General features: G+C 46.2%; 17 protein-coding genes. 10 read left to right on the top strand and 7 right to left on the bottom strand.

Annotated elements, in window-relative coordinates:
• Positions 1 to 50: 50 nt before the first annotated feature.
• Positions 51 to 533 carry an SRPBCC family protein gene (locus RS891_RS31015; RefSeq protein WP_315794074.1) on the top strand — a complete coding sequence of 161 codons (483 nt, stop codon included), beginning with the start codon at positions 51 to 53 and terminating at the stop codon, positions 531 to 533.
• Positions 534 to 582: 49 nt separating this feature from the next.
• Complete coding sequence (locus RS891_RS31010) at positions 583 to 1,707, top strand: SGNH/GDSL hydrolase family protein (RefSeq protein ID WP_315794073.1); 1,125 nt, start codon at positions 583 to 585, stop codon at positions 1,705 to 1,707.
• A gap of 110 nt (positions 1,708 to 1,817) precedes the next feature.
• On the opposite strand, the gene RS891_RS31005 is transcribed toward RS891_RS31010, so the two are convergent.
• Positions 1,818 to 2,351: a dihydrofolate reductase family protein gene (locus RS891_RS31005; RefSeq protein WP_397386876.1), complete on the bottom strand. Its 534-nt coding sequence runs from the start codon at positions 2,349 to 2,351 to the stop codon at positions 1,818 to 1,820.
• 73 nt (positions 2,352 to 2,424) lie between these two features.
• Between RS891_RS31005 and RS891_RS31000 the strand changes: the two genes are divergently transcribed.
• The 5 genes from RS891_RS31000 (at position 2,425) to RS891_RS30980 (ending at position 6,912) form a co-directional block, all read left to right on the top strand.
• On the top strand, positions 2,425 to 3,324 hold the full coding sequence (locus RS891_RS31000) for a helix-turn-helix transcriptional regulator (RefSeq protein WP_315794072.1): 900 nt from the start codon (positions 2,425 to 2,427) through the stop codon (positions 3,322 to 3,324).
• A 272-nt stretch (positions 3,325 to 3,596) separates the two neighbouring features.
• Positions 3,597 to 3,863 carry a CD3324 family protein gene (locus RS891_RS30995; RefSeq protein ID WP_315794071.1) on the top strand — a complete coding sequence of 89 codons (267 nt, stop codon included), beginning with the start codon at positions 3,597 to 3,599 and terminating at the stop codon, positions 3,861 to 3,863.
• A 157-nt stretch (positions 3,864 to 4,020) separates the two neighbouring features.
• Positions 4,021 to 4,566, top strand: coding sequence for a GNAT family N-acetyltransferase (locus RS891_RS30990; protein ID WP_315794070.1), 546 nt, complete (start codon positions 4,021 to 4,023; stop codon positions 4,564 to 4,566).
• A 313-nt stretch (positions 4,567 to 4,879) separates the two neighbouring features.
• A complete protein-coding gene (locus RS891_RS30985; protein WP_315792330.1) occupies positions 4,880 to 6,058 on the top strand; it encodes an IS110 family RNA-guided transposase in 1,179 nt (392 codons plus the stop codon).
• Between the two features lie 296 nt (positions 6,059 to 6,354).
• A complete protein-coding gene (locus RS891_RS30980) occupies positions 6,355 to 6,912 on the top strand; it encodes a class I SAM-dependent methyltransferase (protein ID WP_315794069.1) in 558 nt (185 codons plus the stop codon).
• A gap of 93 nt (positions 6,913 to 7,005) precedes the next feature.
• Here the strand turns inward: RS891_RS30980 and RS891_RS30975 are convergent, their stop codons facing one another.
• From RS891_RS30975 to RS891_RS30960, 4 genes are all read right to left on the bottom strand, one after another.
• A complete protein-coding gene (locus RS891_RS30975) occupies positions 7,006 to 7,866 on the bottom strand; it encodes a GNAT family N-acetyltransferase (protein ID WP_315794068.1) in 861 nt (286 codons plus the stop codon).
• Between the two features lie 266 nt (positions 7,867 to 8,132).
• Positions 8,133 to 9,950, bottom strand: coding sequence for an AbfB domain-containing protein (locus RS891_RS30970; RefSeq protein WP_315796496.1), 1,818 nt, complete (start codon positions 9,948 to 9,950; stop codon positions 8,133 to 8,135).
• Between the two features lie 288 nt (positions 9,951 to 10,238).
• The gene (locus RS891_RS30965) at positions 10,239 to 11,684 is read right to left on the bottom strand and encodes a DEAD/DEAH box helicase (protein WP_113053230.1); all 1,446 of its coding nucleotides are present in this window, start codon (positions 11,682 to 11,684) and stop codon (positions 10,239 to 10,241) included.
• 287 nt (positions 11,685 to 11,971) lie between these two features.
• Entirely contained in the window at positions 11,972 to 12,331 is a 360-nt protein-coding gene (locus tag RS891_RS30960; protein ID WP_113053229.1) for a hypothetical protein, read from the bottom strand.
• A 428-nt stretch (positions 12,332 to 12,759) separates the two neighbouring features.
• Between RS891_RS30960 and RS891_RS30955 the strand changes: the two genes are divergently transcribed.
• Both RS891_RS30955 and RS891_RS30950 read left to right on the top strand, forming a co-directional pair.
• Entirely contained in the window at positions 12,760 to 13,698 is a 939-nt protein-coding gene (locus RS891_RS30955; protein ID WP_315794067.1) for a macrolide 2'-phosphotransferase, read from the top strand.
• Positions 13,699 to 13,734: 36 nt separating this feature from the next.
• Positions 13,735 to 14,430 carry a hypothetical protein gene (locus tag RS891_RS30950; protein ID WP_315794066.1) on the top strand — a complete coding sequence of 232 codons (696 nt, stop codon included), beginning with the start codon at positions 13,735 to 13,737 and terminating at the stop codon, positions 14,428 to 14,430.
• A gap of 116 nt (positions 14,431 to 14,546) precedes the next feature.
• Here RS891_RS30950 and RS891_RS30945 read toward each other — a convergent pair whose 3' ends face one another.
• Together RS891_RS30945 and RS891_RS30940 are read right to left on the bottom strand one after the other, a co-directional pair.
• Positions 14,547 to 16,829 carry a 5'-nucleotidase C-terminal domain-containing protein gene (locus RS891_RS30945; protein WP_315794065.1) on the bottom strand — a complete coding sequence of 761 codons (2,283 nt, stop codon included), beginning with the start codon at positions 16,827 to 16,829 and terminating at the stop codon, positions 14,547 to 14,549.
• Positions 16,830 to 17,075: 246 nt separating this feature from the next.
• The gene (locus RS891_RS30940; RefSeq protein ID WP_315794064.1) at positions 17,076 to 18,266 is read right to left on the bottom strand and encodes an MFS transporter; all 1,191 of its coding nucleotides are present in this window, start codon (positions 18,264 to 18,266) and stop codon (positions 17,076 to 17,078) included.
• A 320-nt stretch (positions 18,267 to 18,586) separates the two neighbouring features.
• Here RS891_RS30940 and RS891_RS30935 point away from each other — a divergent pair, with 320 nt between their 5' ends.
• Positions 18,587 to 19,549 (top strand): endo-1,4-beta-xylanase, encoded by a 963-nt coding sequence (locus RS891_RS30935; protein WP_315794063.1) that lies wholly within the window; start codon positions 18,587 to 18,589, stop codon positions 19,547 to 19,549.
• Positions 19,550 to 19,561: the final 12 nt, after the last annotated feature.

Genomic DNA, 19,561 nt, shown 5'->3' with positions numbered 1-19,561 from the left:
GCCCATAACCACATTCTTTAGCCCATTGATCGTAATATAGGAGGTACGCTATGATTGCAGATTTGAAGCGAGCACCGAATGGCACAACAGCCTGTTTCGAACGTCATTGGAAGCACGCTGCGGAGGATGTATGGTCCTTTTTGACGGAAAACGAAAAGCTTGCAAAATGGTTCTCCGAACTAGAAGTAACGGACCTTCGGGAAGGTGGAAGCATCAAGTTTAATATGCCGGATGGTACCTTCAAGGAACTCGACATTATCGAGCTTATCCCTGGATCTGTTCTAGAATACACTTGGGCTGAAGACCGGGTCCGATTTGAGCTGTATCCAGAGCCGAATGGGTGTCGTCTGCTGCTGATCGAAACCATTCATCATATGACAAGCCATACACCTAAAGATCTAGCGGGATGGCATGTCTGCCTGAACGTCATTGAGGCATTGCTGGATGGCCGTACATTGGAATCGCGTGAAGCAGAATGGAAAATCTGGTACGAGAAGTACCAGAAGCATGTGGATTATTTTCTCAAAATCTAGTTCGATGAGATTGCCCCTTTGGGGTAATAATCATGCGGGAGGAAACATCGTGGGAGTTAATGAGAGTTTACAATCGTATGCGTTGTCTGATGTCAGCAATCTCAAAGTACATGGCAGAACAACAGGACAGCTTGCGCCCTTAACCCTGTTTTGGACCGGAAGTGCGGTTGAACTTAATGTAAAAGGCTCTGAGTTGTGGGTGGAGATCGAGTCCGATTATGACTTGTATGAACCTTGGATTAGCGTTCTGATTAACGGTGTCCCGGTGAGCAGACAGATGTTAACCGCGGGAAGGTATTGGATCTGTGTATTCCGAGGCATGAACGAGAATGTGGTGAAAAATGTACGTATCGTCAAAGATGTGCAGGCCATGAGTGGAGATCCAGGTTGTTCCCTGCAAATTCATGCGTTGAAATCGGATGGTGTCTTCGTACCTGTAGAGGAGAGACCGTACAAAATTGAATTTATCGGCGACAGTATTACATCAGGAGAAGGCGCGATCGGTGCTAAAGCGGAAGAAGATTGGATTCCGATGTGGTTCAGTGCCATACATAATTATACGGCTATGACAGCAGAAGCACTGAATGCAGAATACCGCGTCATCTCGCAGAGCGGTTGGGGTGTGCTGACGAGTTGGGATAACAATCCGAATGGGAACATCCCTGCTTATTACGAGCAAATCTGTGGATTGGTGACCGGAGATAAGAACGAAGCACTTGGTGCAGGGGACAAGCATGATTTCAATTCCTGGCAGCCAGATGTAGTGGTGGTTAATCTGGGAAGCAATGATGGAGGAGCCTTTCAAACCCCGGAGTGGCAGGACCCCGTTACCGGAAAGATTTATAAGCAACGCCTGAACGAAGATGGGACTTATCATGAAGAGGATCTGGCTGCTTTTGAGAATGCCGCGACCCGATTCCTAATTCAACTTCGTAAAAACAACCCAGAAGCACATCTCGTATGGGCATACGGCATGCTTGGATTCCCAATGATGCCAGCGATCTATCGTGCTGTGCACACTTATACGAAACAGGCTGGAGATACGAAAGTTTCGGTGATACAGCTCCCCAATACGACCGAGGAGACGGTAGGCGCCAGAAGTCATCCGGGTGAGTTATCTCATCGAAGGACTGCTGATGCGTTAGCGGAATATCTAAGGGGAATTTTGAAATAATTTTAATTCAGATCCATTTGAAATCGGAAGAGCCAGACCTCTCTTGAATTAGAGGGACCTGGCTCTTCTCTTTGTGCGCTTTACATCGTGAGGAGATGTTTATACTACGATTAATTCCCTTGTACCTGATAGCGAATAGAAATGATCTGTCCCAGCGTGTACGTATGAATCATTTTGAAATGAGTTGGTACCGTTCCTATTGGAAATAGGGGAATTCCTTCACCAAGAACCTTCGGGATAATGGCAATCTCAACCTCATCGAGCAGTTGTTGTTCCAGAACGGCTTGCACCAGCTGGCCTCCGCCAACAATCCAAATGTCACCGCTGGAGTCCTGCTTCAAGCGAGGAATCAGATTCTCCACAGCCTCGTCCGTAAATTGTACATGTGGTGCAGGGGCTTGTTTGGAACGGGAAAGTACATACGTTGGGCGATCCGCATAGGGGAAATCCTCTGACAGCTTGAGAACCTCTTTATACGTAAGACGTCCCATAACCACCGATCCAATCGTTGAATAGAACTTGCCATACCCGTTATCCCCACCATCGCCTTCCACATCGAACAGCCAATCCACCGAACCATCCGGTCTTGCAATGTACCCATCCAGACTCATTGCAATGTAAAGCACAACTTTATTGGTAGACATATCAATCGCTCCCTTCTGAAATGTATGATACACTTCAACTATGACAAATGTTGACGTAGTTAGGTGGGGGAATATGAATAATCGAAAACTCGCATTAATGAGACTCATGGATTCGAGAAAGAAATTTACGGCTCGTGAATTAGCGGAGCGTTTTCAGGTGTCGATCCGTACGATCCAGCGAGATCTGAATGATCTGCAGGAGCTGGGCTTTCCGTTATATACGGAGGTTGGAGTGAACGGGGGTTACCGAGTGCTTCCTAATCGGATTTTGCCACCTCTTCAACTCACACAGCATGAGGCGTTGGGTTTGTTTATGATGATTGAATATTTGGAGAACGTTCCGGATTTTCCGTACGGATCGATTCGTGAGCATCTCGCCGAGGAATATTATTCAACTTTACCTCAGGATGTACAGGATCTAATTACACGGATGAGGCAGCACAGTACGTTCCTACAACATCATGTTGTGCAGGTCGAGGCATTAACAACAGAGATATTAGGCGCAGCAGTAGATAAAAGAGAGATTGAATTTATATATCATTCCCGGCAGGGACATAAAAAAGTACAGGTCATTCCTATCGGCATCTATTACGATCACGGGTATTGGTATATGCCGGCCCGGAGGAAGGATCGGGTGCTGTTGTATCGTGTGGATCGCATGCAGGAGCTGGTTATGCTGGATTCCATCGACGAGTCGGTTCCTAGTTTGCAAGAGTGGCTGAATTATAAGGAAAATAGAGAAAGCGTGGAAGTCGTACTGCAATTCACGGATTTTGGAGCAAGACTGGCAGGATCAGATGTACTGTTCAAGTCGGTTGAAGGTAATGAATGGCGAGGACTTGTCCCACCTGAAGAGTTTCCTTTTACAGCGCGGAAGCTGCTCTCCTACGGACCAGAAGTGAAGGTGATTGAGCCGCTGGAGCTGCAACAACAAGTGAGAGAGATGCTGGAACGAAGTCTGAACCAGTACTGAATGTTGTAAAAGGATATTGTGTTCTCATATGGAACATATAAGAGTACCATGAAAGTAACTTATATAGGATTCACCGAATGGGGGGCTACCATGATCCAATTCATAAGAAGTTTCACGATCCGCTCTATGCAGAGTCCATGCGATGAACAACGGCGGTTGTTTGTATAGAGCTTGAATTCCATTTCCGCCACACCCATATAATGCGTTATAACAAGTGTTCATCGGTTGATTCTGCTGCCTTAAAGATCTTAACTTTTAAGGAGCGGAGAAATATGAAATATGTTAATGCAGATACGGTCTTTCCTGAATCATTGCTAAAGGAGATCCAGCGCCATATCCCTGGTGGGTTGGTGTATATCCCCAAACCGAAGGAAGCCCATCAAAAGTGGGGCGAAAATTCGGGCAGTAGGTTGATTTTGAAGCAAAGGAACGATGAGATTCGCCAGCTATTCGCTGCGGGCAGGTCCATTGACCAACTTATAGAGCAATTTTGTTTGTCCATCGACAGTATCAAGAAAATTGTATATTCCAAAAAGTGATTTAAGGGTTAGAGCTGCATTCGAGAAATCGAATGTGGCTTTTTGTGTAGGGATTAGTTTAAATGGTTTGTTGCCTATATTGTGCGAAAGAAGAGCAATACAATGAGATTATAGAACTGTTACTAACAAAACATTACGTCAGCTGTGGGGGGTAAAAATGAAAATTGAAGTACAGTTAGCGCATAACCATGAGGCATATATCATCAAAAACATGTATCCTCTATACCTTCATGATTTATCCGGACATTATGGGCTGAAAACAGAACACACTCCGAATCAACATGGGATTTTCGAAATGGGTGATGATTACAAAACGTTGCAGGATCAATATGATGTCCAGAACATATGGTGGGAAAAACCGAACGTTCTCTATACATTTTTGATTAGAGTAGATGGCGTACCAGCAGGTTTTGTATTTGTGGCTACTGCGCTGCATTGTTCGGCAGACACCGATTTCTTTGTACATGAATTCTTTCTAATGCAGCCATTCAGAGGTGTGGGGATTGCAGAGTACGCTGCAAAAGAGGTATTCCAGAGATATCGGGGCCGATGGGAGTTGTTCACGAATCCTTCGGAGAAAAATAAAGTGGGTCAACACTTTTGGCGAAAGACTGTATCGAACTATACCCAGGGAAACTATGTGGAGCTCCAGGACCAAACGCATGATGGAGAAAAATTGATCTTCAGATTTTCAAACCGTTAATCGTTATTTTAGATGGTTTAGTTTTATTCTATTTAAGGGCCTAAGGAGTAATCCGACAGGCTTCTTTTCGTATTATCAGGTTAGCCAGTAATTACTGGTTGGCCTTTTTTTGTGGTCGTTTTACGATGGGGGGAGCCGGGAGAACGTGGCGGCTTTAGGGGCTAGGACCTCGTAACAAAAACAGTTCTCCCACGACCTCCAAAAGACCATGTTTGGGCTGGTAGGGGCAGTTGACCCCGTATAACAAGCGAAGCTATGGGTTTGGAACCATCGTGGAAAAGGACCGGCGAAACAAAAGATAAGGAGTGAGGACATGGAACCTGTTGTCGGTGTGGATGTTGCCAAAGGTTCGAGTGTAGTTCAAGCGTTTAGGAAGAGAAATGAACCGTATGGCAAAGCAGTAGAGATTATACATGAAAAGAATGGATTCGAACGTTTCTCGGTCATGCTAGACACGCTTCAGGCCGAAACGGGCTTGGCGCCCGTGGTGGTTCTGGAAGCGACAGGGCATTACCATCGCGCATTGGTTTCGTACTTGGAACGAAGTGGCTACACCTACTATATGGTGAATCCGTTGCAGTCCAAACGAGCCAAGGGAGCCCAGCTACGCAAAGTCAAAACGGATGCACTGGATGCTTGGCATCTGGCAGAGATGTACTACCGTGGCGACGTGAAGCCGCACCGGACCTGGGATGAGACGTATACGGAGTTGCAACATTTGACACGGCAGCATGAATTCGTTACAGGAATCTTTGTGCAGGCAAAACTGAACAGTAGAGCCCTATTGGAGCAAGTGTTTCCGAGGTACGAAGGGTTATTTTCGAATGTGTTTTCGGTAACGTCATTGACGATACTAGCCCGTTGTTTAGAGGAAGGTACAGCGGATTGGATTGAAATTATTCAAGGAGGCACACGAAAATCTCGTTCCCAGCAGTGGGCGATTGAAAAAGTCGGAAAACTGGAGGAAATGCTGTGTGACTGGAAAAAAACTCGGCGTAGTCCGTCTCAAAGCCAGGCTCTTCTCGGGATGGTCACGTTATTGCTGACAATAATCGGGCAACTGGAGGGGCTCGAAAAGCAAATGGAGGAAATAGCGGCAAGCCTACCCGAAGTTGAACTTGTGAAAAGCATCCCGGGAATTGGAATGAAATTGGCGGCAGCTATTGTAGCTGAACTAGGTGATGTAAAACAGTTTAGTGATGCGAAGCAACTTGTGGCGTTTGCAGGCCTTGACCCAGGGATTTTCAGTTCAGGAAAGTTCACAGCGACCAGTACACGAATCACGAAACGAGGCTCTAAAAGGCTCAGACGATCGCTGTATTTAGCGGTGCAATGCGGAATGCGGAAGAATGCAAATGCAAGAATCCATTCGTACTACGAGAAAAAAAGAAACGAGGGCAAGCCCTACAAGGTGGTTGTGATCGCTTGCGCGAACAAGCTGTTGCATCACATTTTCGCCATCTTGCAGAAGGGGCAGCCCTACCAAGCGTAATCCATATTTAACCAAAACCTCCATGGCCGTGGAGGTTATTCGTGTTGGTCGAAAAAAGTATAACACGAAAAGAGAACTCATCCAACCTGAAATGCTTGACAAACATTAGCTGGTTTTTGTTTATGGATATTTCTTCGCGTTAACCTCGCAGCATTCGCAAGCTTTATTCACTCCGAATAAGATGTAGCACGCTCTCAAATTCTCATCATTCTTCTCCTATTTTCCTCGCTTTGATGGCTTCTTCAGATTTGGAATTCTATAGTGATCTCAGAAATCAACTTAGGGGGTCGGACAGCATGGAGTGGTTATCCTTCTTGAAGCAATACATCCAGGGTCCCCGATGGATTGGGGCAATTGCCCCCAGCTCAAAATATCTGGCAGCTAAAATGGTGAAAGACATCGCATTTGACCGTGCATCATGCATTGTGGAGTATGGGCCGGGCACGGGGGTGTTTACGGAAATGCTGCTTGCGAACATGCAGCCGGGGACGGTCCTGATCCTGATTGAGAACAACGCCCGCTTCTGCCAGTTGCTTCGCAAAAAGTACAATCATCTTCCGAATGTACACATCATTCATGATTCTGCCGTGCATGTCGATCTGCACATACGACAATATGGACTGAACAAGGTTGATTACATTGTATCCGGACTGCCTTTTGCGAGTCTGCCTGCCGAGGTATCACTGGACATTTTAACGAAATCAAGACAGCACCTGAAGCAGGATGGCAAGTTTATTACTTTTCAATATACGTTGCTCAAACGGAGCCTGCTCAAGCAGTTTTTCGGAGACGTAAGCATGACAAGAGTGTACCGTAACCTGCCGCCTGCTTATGTATTCAGTTGTGGGATATGATCTTTCTAAATGTTGTTTATATTGCCAAGAGGGATACTCCATAAAAAAGATCGTTTTCCTCAGTGGGAAAACGATCTCTCGGCAGGAGATCTTTTATAAAGATCCACTGAAATATTGATACTCGGAATGCACCTCAAATCCAACACTGCGATACAAATTCAAGGCACGGTCGTTATCCGTAACTACAGACAAGCGAATAACCGTATAGTGTTGTTTCATAAGAAGTTCCACTAAAGCGCCAAGGACAGTACGGCCCAACCTTTTGCCCTGATAAACAGGCAGAATACAAAAATTATGAATAAAGGCCGTGGTCTCATTGATAACGTTAATTCGGACAAGCCCTACAGGCAATTCGTTCTTCCATGCAATATACGTGACCCGGCTAGGTTCATCGGTTTCTGTAAAATAGTTGCGTGTCCATTCCTCGGAATTTCCAAATGCTTGGGCGGAGCATGTGATCATAAATTCGAAGTCCTGGTCTTCCGCCACTGACAAAGTCAAATCGGAAGATTGTACAGCCGAAAAGGCTTCGTTCACAAGCTGCATCGCGTACTCTGACCGATCATGAACGGCCCCAAGGGATTGAACAGTTCCTAGACCCGAAGGTGAATTGTTCGGGACGCGATAACTAAGCTGCCTAATGCCTGCTATTTTCATTTCCGCGGTAGCAAAATTTAGCAAACGGCGGAACACACCTTGGCGGCGTTCGTGCGGATGTACGATGGCATTAATGTTTCCAATTACGCCGTCCGAGGGATACCAGCTAAGGAGTCCGACCAAATTACCATCACGGTAACAGAGTAGCGCGTGATCTCCGTCTTTTTTGCTAATATGGTCAAGGTCTGCTTTCAGGTGAATGGAATCCAGTTGTTTACACTGTTGTTCAAGCAAAATAATCGCGTTAATCTGTTCCCTGGAATTATACATCATGGGAATGACTTCATACGTTGACATGGGATTCACACCTTCATGGAGAAGGAAACACGCAGTTATGGGACCGGTTAGGCGTTATCCTTCAAAAATGGGTCCAGTTGCAATTGTGATAATCATCATTATCCCCTCCAAATCAGTTCACGACGAATATAACATACCCCGACCTTTATGTATACATGGTTCAATTAGCTCGTAACTGCAATGGTGGACGCCTGAAAGAGGTCGCTCCTTCAGTCAAGATCCCTGAAGAAGCGGCCTCCTTATCTAGACACAGGCTGCTCAATCAATTAGAAATCAGTTCGCCCAAACGTGGCGTCACCCTTCACCGTTGCGCTGCTGGAGGCATTGATGGCATCCAGCTGCAATACATAGTTGTAATGCCGGATGTAATATCCGGGCTGGCTGTACGATTGGAGCGATACTTTGGTGCTGTCAGCCCAGCCGGGGCTGCTCAGGAAAGTGGCATCTCCTTTGTAGGTGTCGGTATCCGTGTACGCTTCAAGTACGATTTTGTTGCTGGCATTGCGTTTCAGGAAATAGCCAGGGAAGTTGATGGACTCCAGTGAGATGCCTGTAGAGCTGGCCAAGCCGGGTACAACGCGCAACTGGGAATCCAGTACAGGTGAGACGTTGGCGTCGATCCGTGCAGTGAAGTTGGAATGACGGATGTACCGATCCGGATAATTGAAGGAACTAAATCGGCTGTAATTTGTCGCATCAGGTGTTGCTGGGCCTAACATTTTGACCTCATGCAGGGTTGGGGTGTACCAGTTACCCGGATTGTTCCACAGGACAGCGTTGACCATATTGATCCGTACATAACGGGCGGTAAAATGTACAGCGTCGGTCGTAAACCCATAGGTGGTATTAGTGGTTCGATCCAGGGTGGAGTAGTTGACGCCATCGTTGCTGATCTCAATTTTGTACTTATAATAGCCCTCAGATCCTTTATACATAAACCAGGAGATATCGATCTCCGTGATGGTCTTCGGTGCACCGAAATCGACCTGCCACCAAGCTGGCCAAGTATTGGACGATGCTGCCCAAGAAGTCTGATAGTTGCCATCGTTAACATTGGATACAGATGAGCCGGAGGCTGTGGAGATGGCGGTAGCTGTTCTGCCTTGGGCGTGATTAACAAGAGAAGGGGGCGTTACCGTGCCTGTTACAGCATCGATATTCCACTCTTTGTACCACTCCAGTGAGGCGGTTCCATTTGAATCATTCAGGGTTAAAGGAAGCCAGATATGCTTATGTTCACCAAGATTGAGTGGATTCCATCGGTCGCCCATATAAATATAGGATGTGGTGCTGCTGCCTGTAATCGTAGCAATATCATGGATCTGGGAGCCGAAGGCCGATGGGTTTCCATAAGGTGTAAGAGCGGACCACGTGCCTGTCATGGACGATGCGGTTGCATACGCGCCCTGATTCGGATACCAGCCAGCAGCCTGGGAGGTGAAGAGGTAGTAGCGATTGCCCTTTTTCACAACGGCAGGAGCTTCACGATAGGCGTTCTCGAATTGCCAACCCACAAAGGATTCCACACCGGTATAGCTGGCGTTCATTTTAAAAATAGCCATGGTATCATTGGCTCCGCCATTCTTGCGGGATGCTGTGATCAGATAACCTGTACCGTCTGTATCTACGAAAACAGTCATGTCGCGTGACTCATAATCCAAAGGTCGAAAACTTCCCTCATACGTGAATTTACCGTTTGGTGTGCTACTCGTTGCTACCGCAACCCGCCCCAGATTGTAATCTGTACCGTTCTCGTAATGTGCCCATAACACATACTGCTTTGTGGCGGCGTTGTAGATGACTTTGGGACGTTCGATTTTGCTGGAGGCCAGCTCGGTGGCTGAATCCTTGGTCAGAATAGCATTGCTGAACGTCCAGTTCTTCAGATCGGTGGAAGTATAGACATTAACGCTGTCAAACTTGCCGCTGACCGCATGCTCGCCGTACCAATAATACGTACTGCCGACTTTCAGAATGTTTCCGCTATTGGCCTGAATGGGGTTGCCAGCGGTATCCAGCCAATCGGAACCGTTGGTGATGTTCACGCTTGCCGCGCTGGTCCGTTCGGGATGAAGGCCAAACATGGTTAGCGTGAGCGCGAAGACCAGAAACCATACTGCTTTCCTGTTGCCCATTACACACACCTCCTAATATCGGTCCTTTGTGAAGCGTTTACATATTTAGTGTAATAAAAATGGAATCTTGTACAAGTGAACAATGCGTACCCTGATGAACAAATGGAACTTTATCCTGAATATAGCGGCGATAGCGAGTCATTTAACTCATTTCAATATATAAAAAAAGGATAGTAGACTTATAAAATAAGCCACTATCCCTTTTTGCATAACATTCTATTTAAGCAGATTCAAAACCTATTTATGACCTTTGCGAACCTTGAGCTGCATACGTTTTATCGTTGTAGTTTGCATAACCTCAAGCACGAGCGGGCCTTTGCCATTCAGAATTTCCACATCGGTTACATTATCCAGAATGGTAATAATCCCGATGTCGTCTGCAGTGACGCCTTCAATCTTGGCGATGGTGCCCACGAAGTCTACCGCACGGAGTTTCTTTTTCTTGCCTCCGTTGAAGTTCAGCTTCATGATCTGTTGGTTCAACTGTTCACGCTTGTCCTTTTTGCGTTCAGGCACGATCTTCAAACGCTTCTCGAACTCTTCCCGACGACGGTCAACAGCTTCCTCGGAAGGAGCTTTCACGACAGGAATTGCAAATCCGATATAAGATTCGATCTCGGCCAGACGTCTCCCATCCTTCGGGGTAACCAAGGTAAAGGCTTTGCCTGTTTTCCCTGCGCGACCCGTACGACCTGTACGGTGAACATATCCTTCTTTTTCCAAAGGGATATCGTAGTTGATGACATGGGTAATATTCGTGATATCAATCCCGCGCGCGGCTACATCTGTTGCAATCAGATAACGGAATTGTCCTCTTCTGAATGCATTCATCACTTCGATGCGCTCATCTTGTTCCATGCCTCCGTGGATGCGATCCGCTGGATAATCGAGGTCAGCCATGACCCGGAACAGTTTATCCACGTTCTCCTGCGTACGACAGAACACGATACAGCTATCTGGATTTTCAACAATGAACAAGTCCTGAAGCAGTGCTGTTTTGTTCACCTCTGGCACGTGAATCACGGCATGTTCAATCGTGGCTGTTGTAAGACCACTTGCTTTGATCTCAATCTCGACCGGATTGTTCATGTATTTACGTGACAGCTTGGCTACATCTTCAGGGAACGTCGCGGAAAATAACATCGTCACTCGCTCGCTAGGCAGTGCTTGAATAATGGATTGCACCGTCTCGATGAAGCCCATATTCAGCATCTCATCCGCCTCGTCAATGACAAGGTATGAGATCCGATCCAGCGGCAGGGTGCCGCGTTCGATATGGTCCAGTACCCGTCCCGGTGTGCCTACAGCGACATGCGTTCTTTGTTTTAATTCGGCTTTTTGAACATGAAAAGGAGACTGACCGTATAGTGCGGTTGCTTTAATACGCTTAAAGCGTCCGATATTGGTAATATCTTCGTTCACTTGCAAAGCCAACTCGCGGGTTGGCGTGAGAATCAAAGCCTGCGGTTTATTTTCGTTCCAATCTACCAGCTCACAGACTGGAATGCCGTAGGCGGCTGTTTTCCCGCTGCCTGTTTGGGATTTAACCACAAGATCTTTATTTTCAAGGGCTACTGGAATTACTTTGGTTTGAACCTCCGTTGGGGTTTCATACCCAAGGCTATCCAGCGCTTTTACGATTTCTTCGCCAAGTCCATAATCTTTAAATTGTTGCTTACTCATCGTTAACCTCTTTTACGTTAGTTTTGAATACAGGGAATTTTGGAATTGCATTATGCAATATGCTTACATACAAGCATTGCACCGTACATTTATCGTATACCTCTTTATTATACTCTATATAGGGGTGCGCTAACGGAGTAATTGCTATGAGCATTCAGATTAATGCTGCCAAACTTCTTTTTTCGAGGGAATTGTACGGCTGTACTTATGGAAATTGCATATCTTCCGAAGGAGGAAGCTGTATCAAAGCGTTCCACGTGAAACGAAATGTATCTTAGCTATATTCTCTATTCATAAATAACCATCTTCAAGGCTGTGGTCTGCGGGGGAAAGGATTGGGCGATAGACGGGCCTGTCCACACTTCAGCTCGGTGTCCAACCAATGTTCCATCCAAACGGGCAGCAACGGTTTCACCATTGATGATAAGTTCCGCGTTCGTATGAAGTGAAATGAAGATGGGGCCTGATCCAACACCGCTATTTTCTTCATTATCGATGAGGACCTGTCCCGTTTCTTCAACAAAATCTGTGATCACTCCGCTAACAGGAGCTTTCCCCTCCTCCTTTTCTGCTGATTCTTCTGAGCATCCTAGCGTTAACAGAAGCAAAATGAGCGGCAGTAGGGATAATTTTTGCACAATGGACATTCGTTGCTCACCTCATCCTTTTAATGGTTCTATACGTATGACGGTTTTTGAGCTACCAAGGTTCCTACATATCGCTGAAAAAATAACAATAAAGCACTATTTAAGCTGGAACTAGAAAATGGAATATGTTAACATATGTTTAACTTACGGAACGGAGGGATACGTGTGGCAAATTTTATCCGATGGAGATAGTATGGCGAAACATTTGTTTGCGCTTGCTGTATTTCTGCCTGTGTGCAGCTCATCGGGATCGGTTTGCCTATTTATACGTATGCCGCTAGTCATTAAAGAAACGCTCGTCTAGAGTGGTTCTTTAATGTACTACTATTTTTTGGCGAGCATTCAGGTACACCCCATATCCAAAATGAACTGCACAGGCATGGATGTCTGTGTTTTTTATTTTATTGAGGAAAAGGGGAGATCCTGAAATGACAAAATCGAACGTGAATGAGCATATAGAATTTCAAAAGGAACTAACAACTTTAGCTGCAAAGAACGGACTTCATATTGCTGAGGAATCCATGAAAATGAATGAATCCGGTATGGACTTTCGGGTAGCGTTTGCCACCGATGAACAGGGACAACAGTGGATACTGCGCCAGCCACGGCGTGAGGATGTATGGGAACGGGCTGAAAATGAGCGTAAGGTACTGGAGGTTGTAAAAAGCCATCTACCGGTAGAGGTACCGGTGTGGCGGATTTGTACGCCGGAACTGATCGCTTATCCTTTACTTGATGGAGAACCGATTGCGATCGTTGATCCGGCAGGGGGAGGGTACGCATGGCGATTTGCGCAGGAAAGCTTATCCGATGATTTCTTCGATTCGCTTGCTGCTACACTTGCCGCATTGCACAACATTGATCCTGATGAGGCGGTAAAGGGCGGCGTGCGCAGCAAGACGCCTACAGAAGCTCGTAAAGCTTTTGCAGCCAATATTGAAGAGATCAAACAAAGATTTGAGGTGCCGGATCAACTGGCCAGTCGGTGGGAAGCGTGGCTGACGACGGACAGCTATTGGCCTGAACATTCGACGTTCAATCACGGTGATCTGCATCCTCCGCATATTATCGTCGACGATGCCCAGCAGGTTACCGGGCTGATTGATTGGACGGAGGCGGAGATTGCAGACCCGGGTAAGGATTTTGTTATCTATTATGCGCTCTTCGAAGAGGAGGGCTTGCGGGATTTGCTCAATCGCTATGAGAAGGCAGGGGGAAGGGTGTGGCCTCGGATGTTAGAGCATATTCGGGAGCAGTGGGCGGCATACCCGGCAATCGTTGCTCAGTTTGCGTTAATCACCGGCGAAGAATCCAATATGGAAATGGCGAAAGGCATGCTTGCGAGCTGGGACGTTAAGCGGGATTAATATAAGGTGATAGAACTCTAGGGAGGAGAAGGGTGCGTGACACAACTTCGTGTAATGTGTTGGTTGTTTGCAATCACGTTAACATTTGGTCTACTGGGTTGCTCGGCCCCTTTTTCTAACTCAGCTGATGATGAATCAGATTTTGTAGATGTTCTCTCCCAGGAACGGTTACAGGAACTGAGGGAGGACTACCCATTATCGCCACAGTCTCTCGTGACTCCATGGATGAAAAAAGTGACCTTTAGAAAGATCATGGACTTCGCAGATGCAGTTGTTGTGGCAGAGGTTGTGAGCGTTCTTCCGAATTTCAGGATGGTGATAACTACTGAACCAGATACACCCGAACGAAAAATGGCAGAAAAGCAGGAGACTACGGGAATGACTCCCTACGAAGCTGAGTTCGTCTCTTACGAGGTAAAGGTGCACGAAGTAATTGTAGGAGAAGATGTAGCCAAGGAAACATTTCTGTTCTATAACGCAGCGTTTGCGGCGCTCGATCCAAAACTTATGCCTGGTCAGAGAATAGTTACAGCAATCAAAAAGGGAGTAGAGTCCGAGCAACGTGGAGGTTATTACTCCTCTCGTTATGGCACGTACTATATCGTCGATGGGGATTATGTCCTTTCTGCCTACGAAGGGTTCTCCAATGAGGCGCTTGAATTCACCAAACAAACGAATGGAATCAAGTTGGAGCAGTTTGTGAAAAAGGTTCAAAGCTTGGCGCAGGAGTAGATGAACACGTAACGTATGGCTCTAAAATCCAAAAAAGAAAAGACCTCTTCCACATGCATTGTGGAGGAGGTCTTTCTTATGAATAGATTAATTACCTAGAGTCATCAACTGGCACTCTATTTCAGCATGCTTACATATTTTCCGTAGACATAAGCTACGCGTCCATCCAGTTTCACTTTAACCCAACCGTATTTATCTGTACTGATTACCTCAAGGACGGTGCCTTTCGGTACGGCAGCAACTACTTTGGCTTTGGATGAAGCGCTGGCGCGCACGTTCAGGTAGTTCGCAGTAACCTTGGCTTGTTTACCTTTAACGACGGTACCCGGTTTACTTGTACTTGGTGATGTCGATGGTTTGTCGGGTTTCGATGTGTCTGGCTTCGGTACCGTTGGTGTTGTGGGCTTCTCAGGTGATGTCTCTTCCTCACCACTGCCGGTGGACGCCTTGCGAGCTTTATTCAGCTCTTGATAGAACTCACCTTTGGTTTTCACGCCAGAGAATTTCGCGATACTTACGTTTGCTTTAGTGGCAAGTACAGTCATTTCTTCTTCAGTCACTGCATCCAAAATGTTAATGGACGCAATATTGGTATACTTGCCATCTTCCGTTGTCGGAACAGACAGGATGCCATCATTAATCAGCTCTACGATATCTGCACGTGCAGGTGCTGTCAGATCAACACCGGTGATTTTCCAGTTGTGCTGGATTTTCGGTTCGTAGACGCCGTTCATCACGTCTTTGAGATAAGCAATGGACAGATTACGAATCGTACCTTGAATCTCGCCAAATGCCGAAGCATCCTTGGAGGACCACAATTGTTTGAACTTACGCCCTTCCAGTGCCCCACCTTTGGCGATCAGGGCTTCCATCCGGTAGGCATTCATACCGAGCTTGAGTGTATCTTCTTCTTTGACCACTGTGCCATTGCTGTATTTGAGGTTCGTAATCCGACTGCCGTAAGGTTTGGTCAGGTCAATCTCATACGTAACTCCGCCGAAGAAATCGTCGGTGCTGTATTTGGAAGCACGTCGTTTCGGATCAAAACTGATCGTCACATCACCAGGACGTGTGGAGTTAAAATAACCCGCAGACCATTCCATGTAATCCTTCAGATCACGTCCGGTCACTTCATATACGGTTACTTCACCAAAGGTATATTGGTAGTTGAACGCAATATCCTTTTTCTTGATCGGTCCGACATCCAGCTTGGCCTTATCGTTATCGATCTGGTGCGCGACTACGTCGGCATCGCTATAATGCAGCATGACTTCAGTGAAGAAGTCAGAGAGTGGTGTCTCCTGAATCTGTACAGCAGGAATGCCTTTGATCTCATCAGCCGGTACCAGGTTGGTTCCTTTTAGTTCGGCTACTTCAATGTTGGCATCGGCACGAGCGAACTCGTGGAACGGATGCAGTGTATCTTCCAGTCCGGGATCGGACACTTCATAAGAGCCATCAGCTGCTTTTACAGCGAGTGCTTGTGCTTCCTTGCTTTTCAGTACAACCTTGTCGCCTTCTTTGGCAAACGTGAGGTCAATCCGTGAAATGTGTGAACCATATTTGTTCGGTTCGGAGATCAATACGCCGTTAACCGTTTGGGATTCAATCAGCGTATGCATGTGTCCGGCAAAAATGGCAGCCAGCTCCGGGTTGGCATTGGCGATATCCGTAACCCCGGTGCCCGGGTTCCCGTTCTCGTTATCCAGTCCCATATGCATGAGTCCAACCATAACGTCCACTTTGCCTTTCAGCTCAGCGATGGCCTTCTTGGTCTCTTCTACAGGATCTTTGACAATGATGCCGTCAAGGTGATCCGTACCTTTCTCGAACTCGGTAATCATAGGTGTGTTCATTCCGATGACACCAACCTTGATACCGTCTTTCTCAATAATCGTATAGGCAGGCATGTAGCGGTCGCCGTTTTCTTTGAAAATGTTACCTACCAAGGGTTGTCCCTTGAACTGTGAGGAAATCTTCTCTAATACGTCCAATCCAAAGTTAAATTCATGATTTCCCATAACCCATGCGTCATATTTCATTTCGTTCATTGCGACCATCATGGGAGATTGAGGTTGATCGTTGAACAGTTCAGCCGAGTTGTCCTGAATCATGTCGCCTGCGTCCAACAGAATCGTATTTGGATTCTCAGCACGTACTTTTTTCACGATCGTGTACAACTGCGTCATGCTGCCTGTCGGATTCGGACCGTCCAGAGCATAGTCCCACGGCATAAATCGGCCATGAATATCCGATGTTCCCAGCAACGTAATCTTGGTTTCCTTGTTTGCTTCAGCAGCCTGAGCCGGAGTGGAGGCAAAAGGTGCGAAGAGGATGGAAGCACATAAGAGGAATGATAAGGGCCATCCGGCGTAACGTTTCGGCGAAAATTTGCGCATGTTGTAATCTCCCTTGTTATCTAGTGTTATGTAAAGATATGTATCATTGGAGTTAATACTAGATAAACATTTGGTAAATGTAAACCACAAAATGACAAATAAAAGAGACCACTCTGGATCGTTCCATGGGAATTCACTGGAAAATGATCAGAGTAGTCTCTACACGTATCTTTATATCTTTATATGTTTAACTTCTTCCTCAACAACACCCGAATCATATTTGATTGTATACGGGGCCCTTAACTCTTATACCGTCTCCATTGAACTACGACTACGAGAGGTGGATAATTTTATTTTGACAACGATGGATACCAAAGCAAGCAGACCAAAGATGATTCCGCTCCAGATGACCTGATGGATGCCGAGTTGGGCAATGAACCAGCCACCAACGGAGGTACCAAGGGTAATCCCCAGATTAGAGAAAGAGACAAAGAGGCTATTCCCGAATTCAGGTGCTTCTTGAGCTTCCGTCGTAAGCCAAGTTTGGCTGACAATCAGACCGCCAGAGTGAATCGCACCCCAGACGAATACCATGATAATCATCGGAATGAAATAGGAACCTGCATAGAAAACGAGTAAATATGCCGCCATGTATAGCACTGGGAAGAGGAGAACGGTCCTCGGAATATTCCGATGCAGAAGCTGGCCGAATACCAAATTGCCGGCGATCATAATAACACCAAAGGCCAAGAGCATCACACTAATCCATGAACCGCTCATACGGGTGACTTGCCCAAGATATTCGGCGAAATAACTGTATACGGAGAACATCGCTGCAAAAATGAAAATGACAGTAGCAATATTTAGCCACAGTGCAGGTTTACGCAAAATGCCGATCTGTTTGCCATAAGACATCTTCTCTTGCACAGGCATCGAGGGCAGCCAAATCCATATACCGATGAACGCAATGAGACTGACAACCGCTCCGAACCAGAACGCAGCCTCCAACGAGAAGTTTTCCGCAAGATAGGAGGTTAAGGGCACGCCAAATGCAAAGCCGGCAGTGATTCCGGTAAAGACTTTGGCAACGGCCTGACTGCTTTTTTCCGGTGGGACCAGCTTGGCACCCGTGACGAGAGCAACAGAGAAGAAGACTGGATGGAAAATGGCCGGGATAATCCGGAAAATTAGCATCGTGTCGAACCTGGTTGTGTAGGCGTATACTACGTTGGAAATGGCAAATAACAGCACAGCAGTTAACAAAATGGTTTTACGATTGATACCAGATACGAGTAGGGTCAAGAACGGGCCAGACACGGCAACGACGAGAGCGAAAATACTTACCAGCCACCCAGCCTGTGCAGCGGTGATGTTGAATTTCTGTGTAATCAGCGGAAGCACTCCGATAATGCCTACTTCTGTAGTGATGATGGCGAATACACCCAGCGCCAGAATGAGGATGAGTAACGGATTAACCTGTTGTGATTTCGATTTCATGTTAAAGTGTAAACCTCCAAATTTATTTATATATATAGAAAAATAGATATAACGGAATAAAAAAAATGCCTCCTTACCTGTATAAAAATATATGGGCGATATAATAAGTTCTCAGAATTACATTATATCTATATTTATAGATTTGTAAATATAATAAAGTATAACTCAGTTGCTTAAGTCATCATGCTAGTCCGCAACATCTATAATTTCTGAGGGACAAGCTATACTTTTTACATGGATAATTACAAATTTATCCAGTAAGATGAAATTTGTAAGCGCTTGCTATTAAATCGAATATTACAATTCAAAGGAGGATGATCATGTTCAAGTCCAAATGGTTTAAGACCGTCGGTTCACTGGCGTTGGTAGGTGTACTGGCTACATCAGTTGCGGTCGGCAGTGTGAGTGCAGGTTTGGCGAAAGGTAGCAAGTTTCTGGGCAATATTATAGCCAGCAGTGTCCCCTCGAATTTTAGTCCATATTGGAATCAGGTGACCCCGGAGAACTCAACCAAATGGGATGCCGTTGAAGGCACGCGTAACGTAATGAATTGGTCTCAGGCAGACATGGCGTACAACTATGCAGTTAACAATGGTTTTCCATTTAAATTTCATACGCTTGTATGGGGAAGTCAGCAGCCTGGATGGATTAACAGTCTATCTGCTGCAGATCAAAAAGCTGAAGTGACACAATGGATTCAGGCGGCAGGCCAGCGTTATCCCAAAGCGGCTTTTGTCGATGTGGTCAATGAGCCGCTGCATGCCAAGCCTTCCTATCGCAACGCCATTGGTGGGGACGGGGCGACAGGATGGGATTGGGTAATCTGGTCTTTCCAACAGGCAAGACAAGCCTTTCCAAATTCTAAATTGTTAATCAATGAATATGGCATTATCGGTGACCCCAACGCAGCTGATCAATACGTTCAGATCATCAATATCTTGAAGAGCAGAGGCCTGGTCGATGGTATTGGTATTCAGGCCCATTACTTTAATATGGATACGGTTTCGGTGAGCACCATGAACACCGTCCTGAATAAGCTGGCAGCAACGGGACTGCCCATCTATGTGTCAGAACTGGACATGACGGGCGACGACAATACCCAATTGCAGCGCTATCAGCAGAAATTCCCTGTACTCTGGCAGCACTCCGCCGTTAAAGGTGTAACATTATGGGGCTACAACCAGAATCAAACCTGGGTATCTGGTTCTCATTTGGTGAATACCAATGGTACAGAGCGTCCAGCACTGCAATGGCTGAGGAATTATCTCGCCAATAATCCTTAAGCTGGAATAGTC

Origin of the sequence: Paenibacillus sp. BIC5C1 (assembly GCF_032399705.1) — a bacterium.
Taxonomy (GTDB): Bacteria; Bacillota; Bacilli; order Paenibacillales; family Paenibacillaceae; genus Paenibacillus; species Paenibacillus taichungensis_A.
This window is presented reverse-complemented; position numbering and strand designations above follow the sequence as displayed.

Coding starts and splice junctions, on each gene's coding strand:
- RS891_RS30955 (WP_315794067.1), top strand. CDS start 12,760: ATGACAAAATCGAACGTGAATGAGCATATAGAATTTCAAAAGGAACTA.
- RS891_RS30940 (WP_315794064.1), bottom strand. CDS start 18,266: ATGAAATCGAAATCACAACAGGTTAATCCGTTACTCATCCTCATTCTG.
- RS891_RS30985 (WP_315792330.1), top strand. CDS start 4,880: ATGGAACCTGTTGTCGGTGTGGATGTTGCCAAAGGTTCGAGTGTAGTT.
- RS891_RS30935 (WP_315794063.1), top strand. CDS start 18,587: ATGTTCAAGTCCAAATGGTTTAAGACCGTCGGTTCACTGGCGTTGGTA.
- RS891_RS30945 (WP_315794065.1), bottom strand. CDS start 16,829: ATGCGCAAATTTTCGCCGAAACGTTACGCCGGATGGCCCTTATCATTC.
- RS891_RS30965 (WP_113053230.1), bottom strand. CDS start 11,684: ATGAGTAAGCAACAATTTAAAGATTATGGACTTGGCGAAGAAATCGTA.
- RS891_RS31000 (WP_315794072.1), top strand. CDS start 2,425: ATGAATAATCGAAAACTCGCATTAATGAGACTCATGGATTCGAGAAAG.
- RS891_RS30990 (WP_315794070.1), top strand. CDS start 4,021: ATGAAAATTGAAGTACAGTTAGCGCATAACCATGAGGCATATATCATC.
- RS891_RS30995 (WP_315794071.1), top strand. CDS start 3,597: ATGAAATATGTTAATGCAGATACGGTCTTTCCTGAATCATTGCTAAAG.
- RS891_RS30975 (WP_315794068.1), bottom strand. CDS start 7,866: ATGTCAACGTATGAAGTCATTCCCATGATGTATAATTCCAGGGAACAG.
- RS891_RS31005 (WP_397386876.1), bottom strand. CDS start 2,351: ATGTCTACCAATAAAGTTGTGCTTTACATTGCAATGAGTCTGGATGGG.
- RS891_RS30980 (WP_315794069.1), top strand. CDS start 6,355: ATGGAGTGGTTATCCTTCTTGAAGCAATACATCCAGGGTCCCCGATGG.
- RS891_RS31015 (WP_315794074.1), top strand. CDS start 51: ATGATTGCAGATTTGAAGCGAGCACCGAATGGCACAACAGCCTGTTTC.
- RS891_RS30960 (WP_113053229.1), bottom strand. CDS start 12,331: ATGTCCATTGTGCAAAAATTATCCCTACTGCCGCTCATTTTGCTTCTG.
- RS891_RS30970 (WP_315796496.1), bottom strand. CDS start 9,950: ATGTTTGGCCTTCATCCCGAACGGACCAGCGCGGCAAGCGTGAACATC.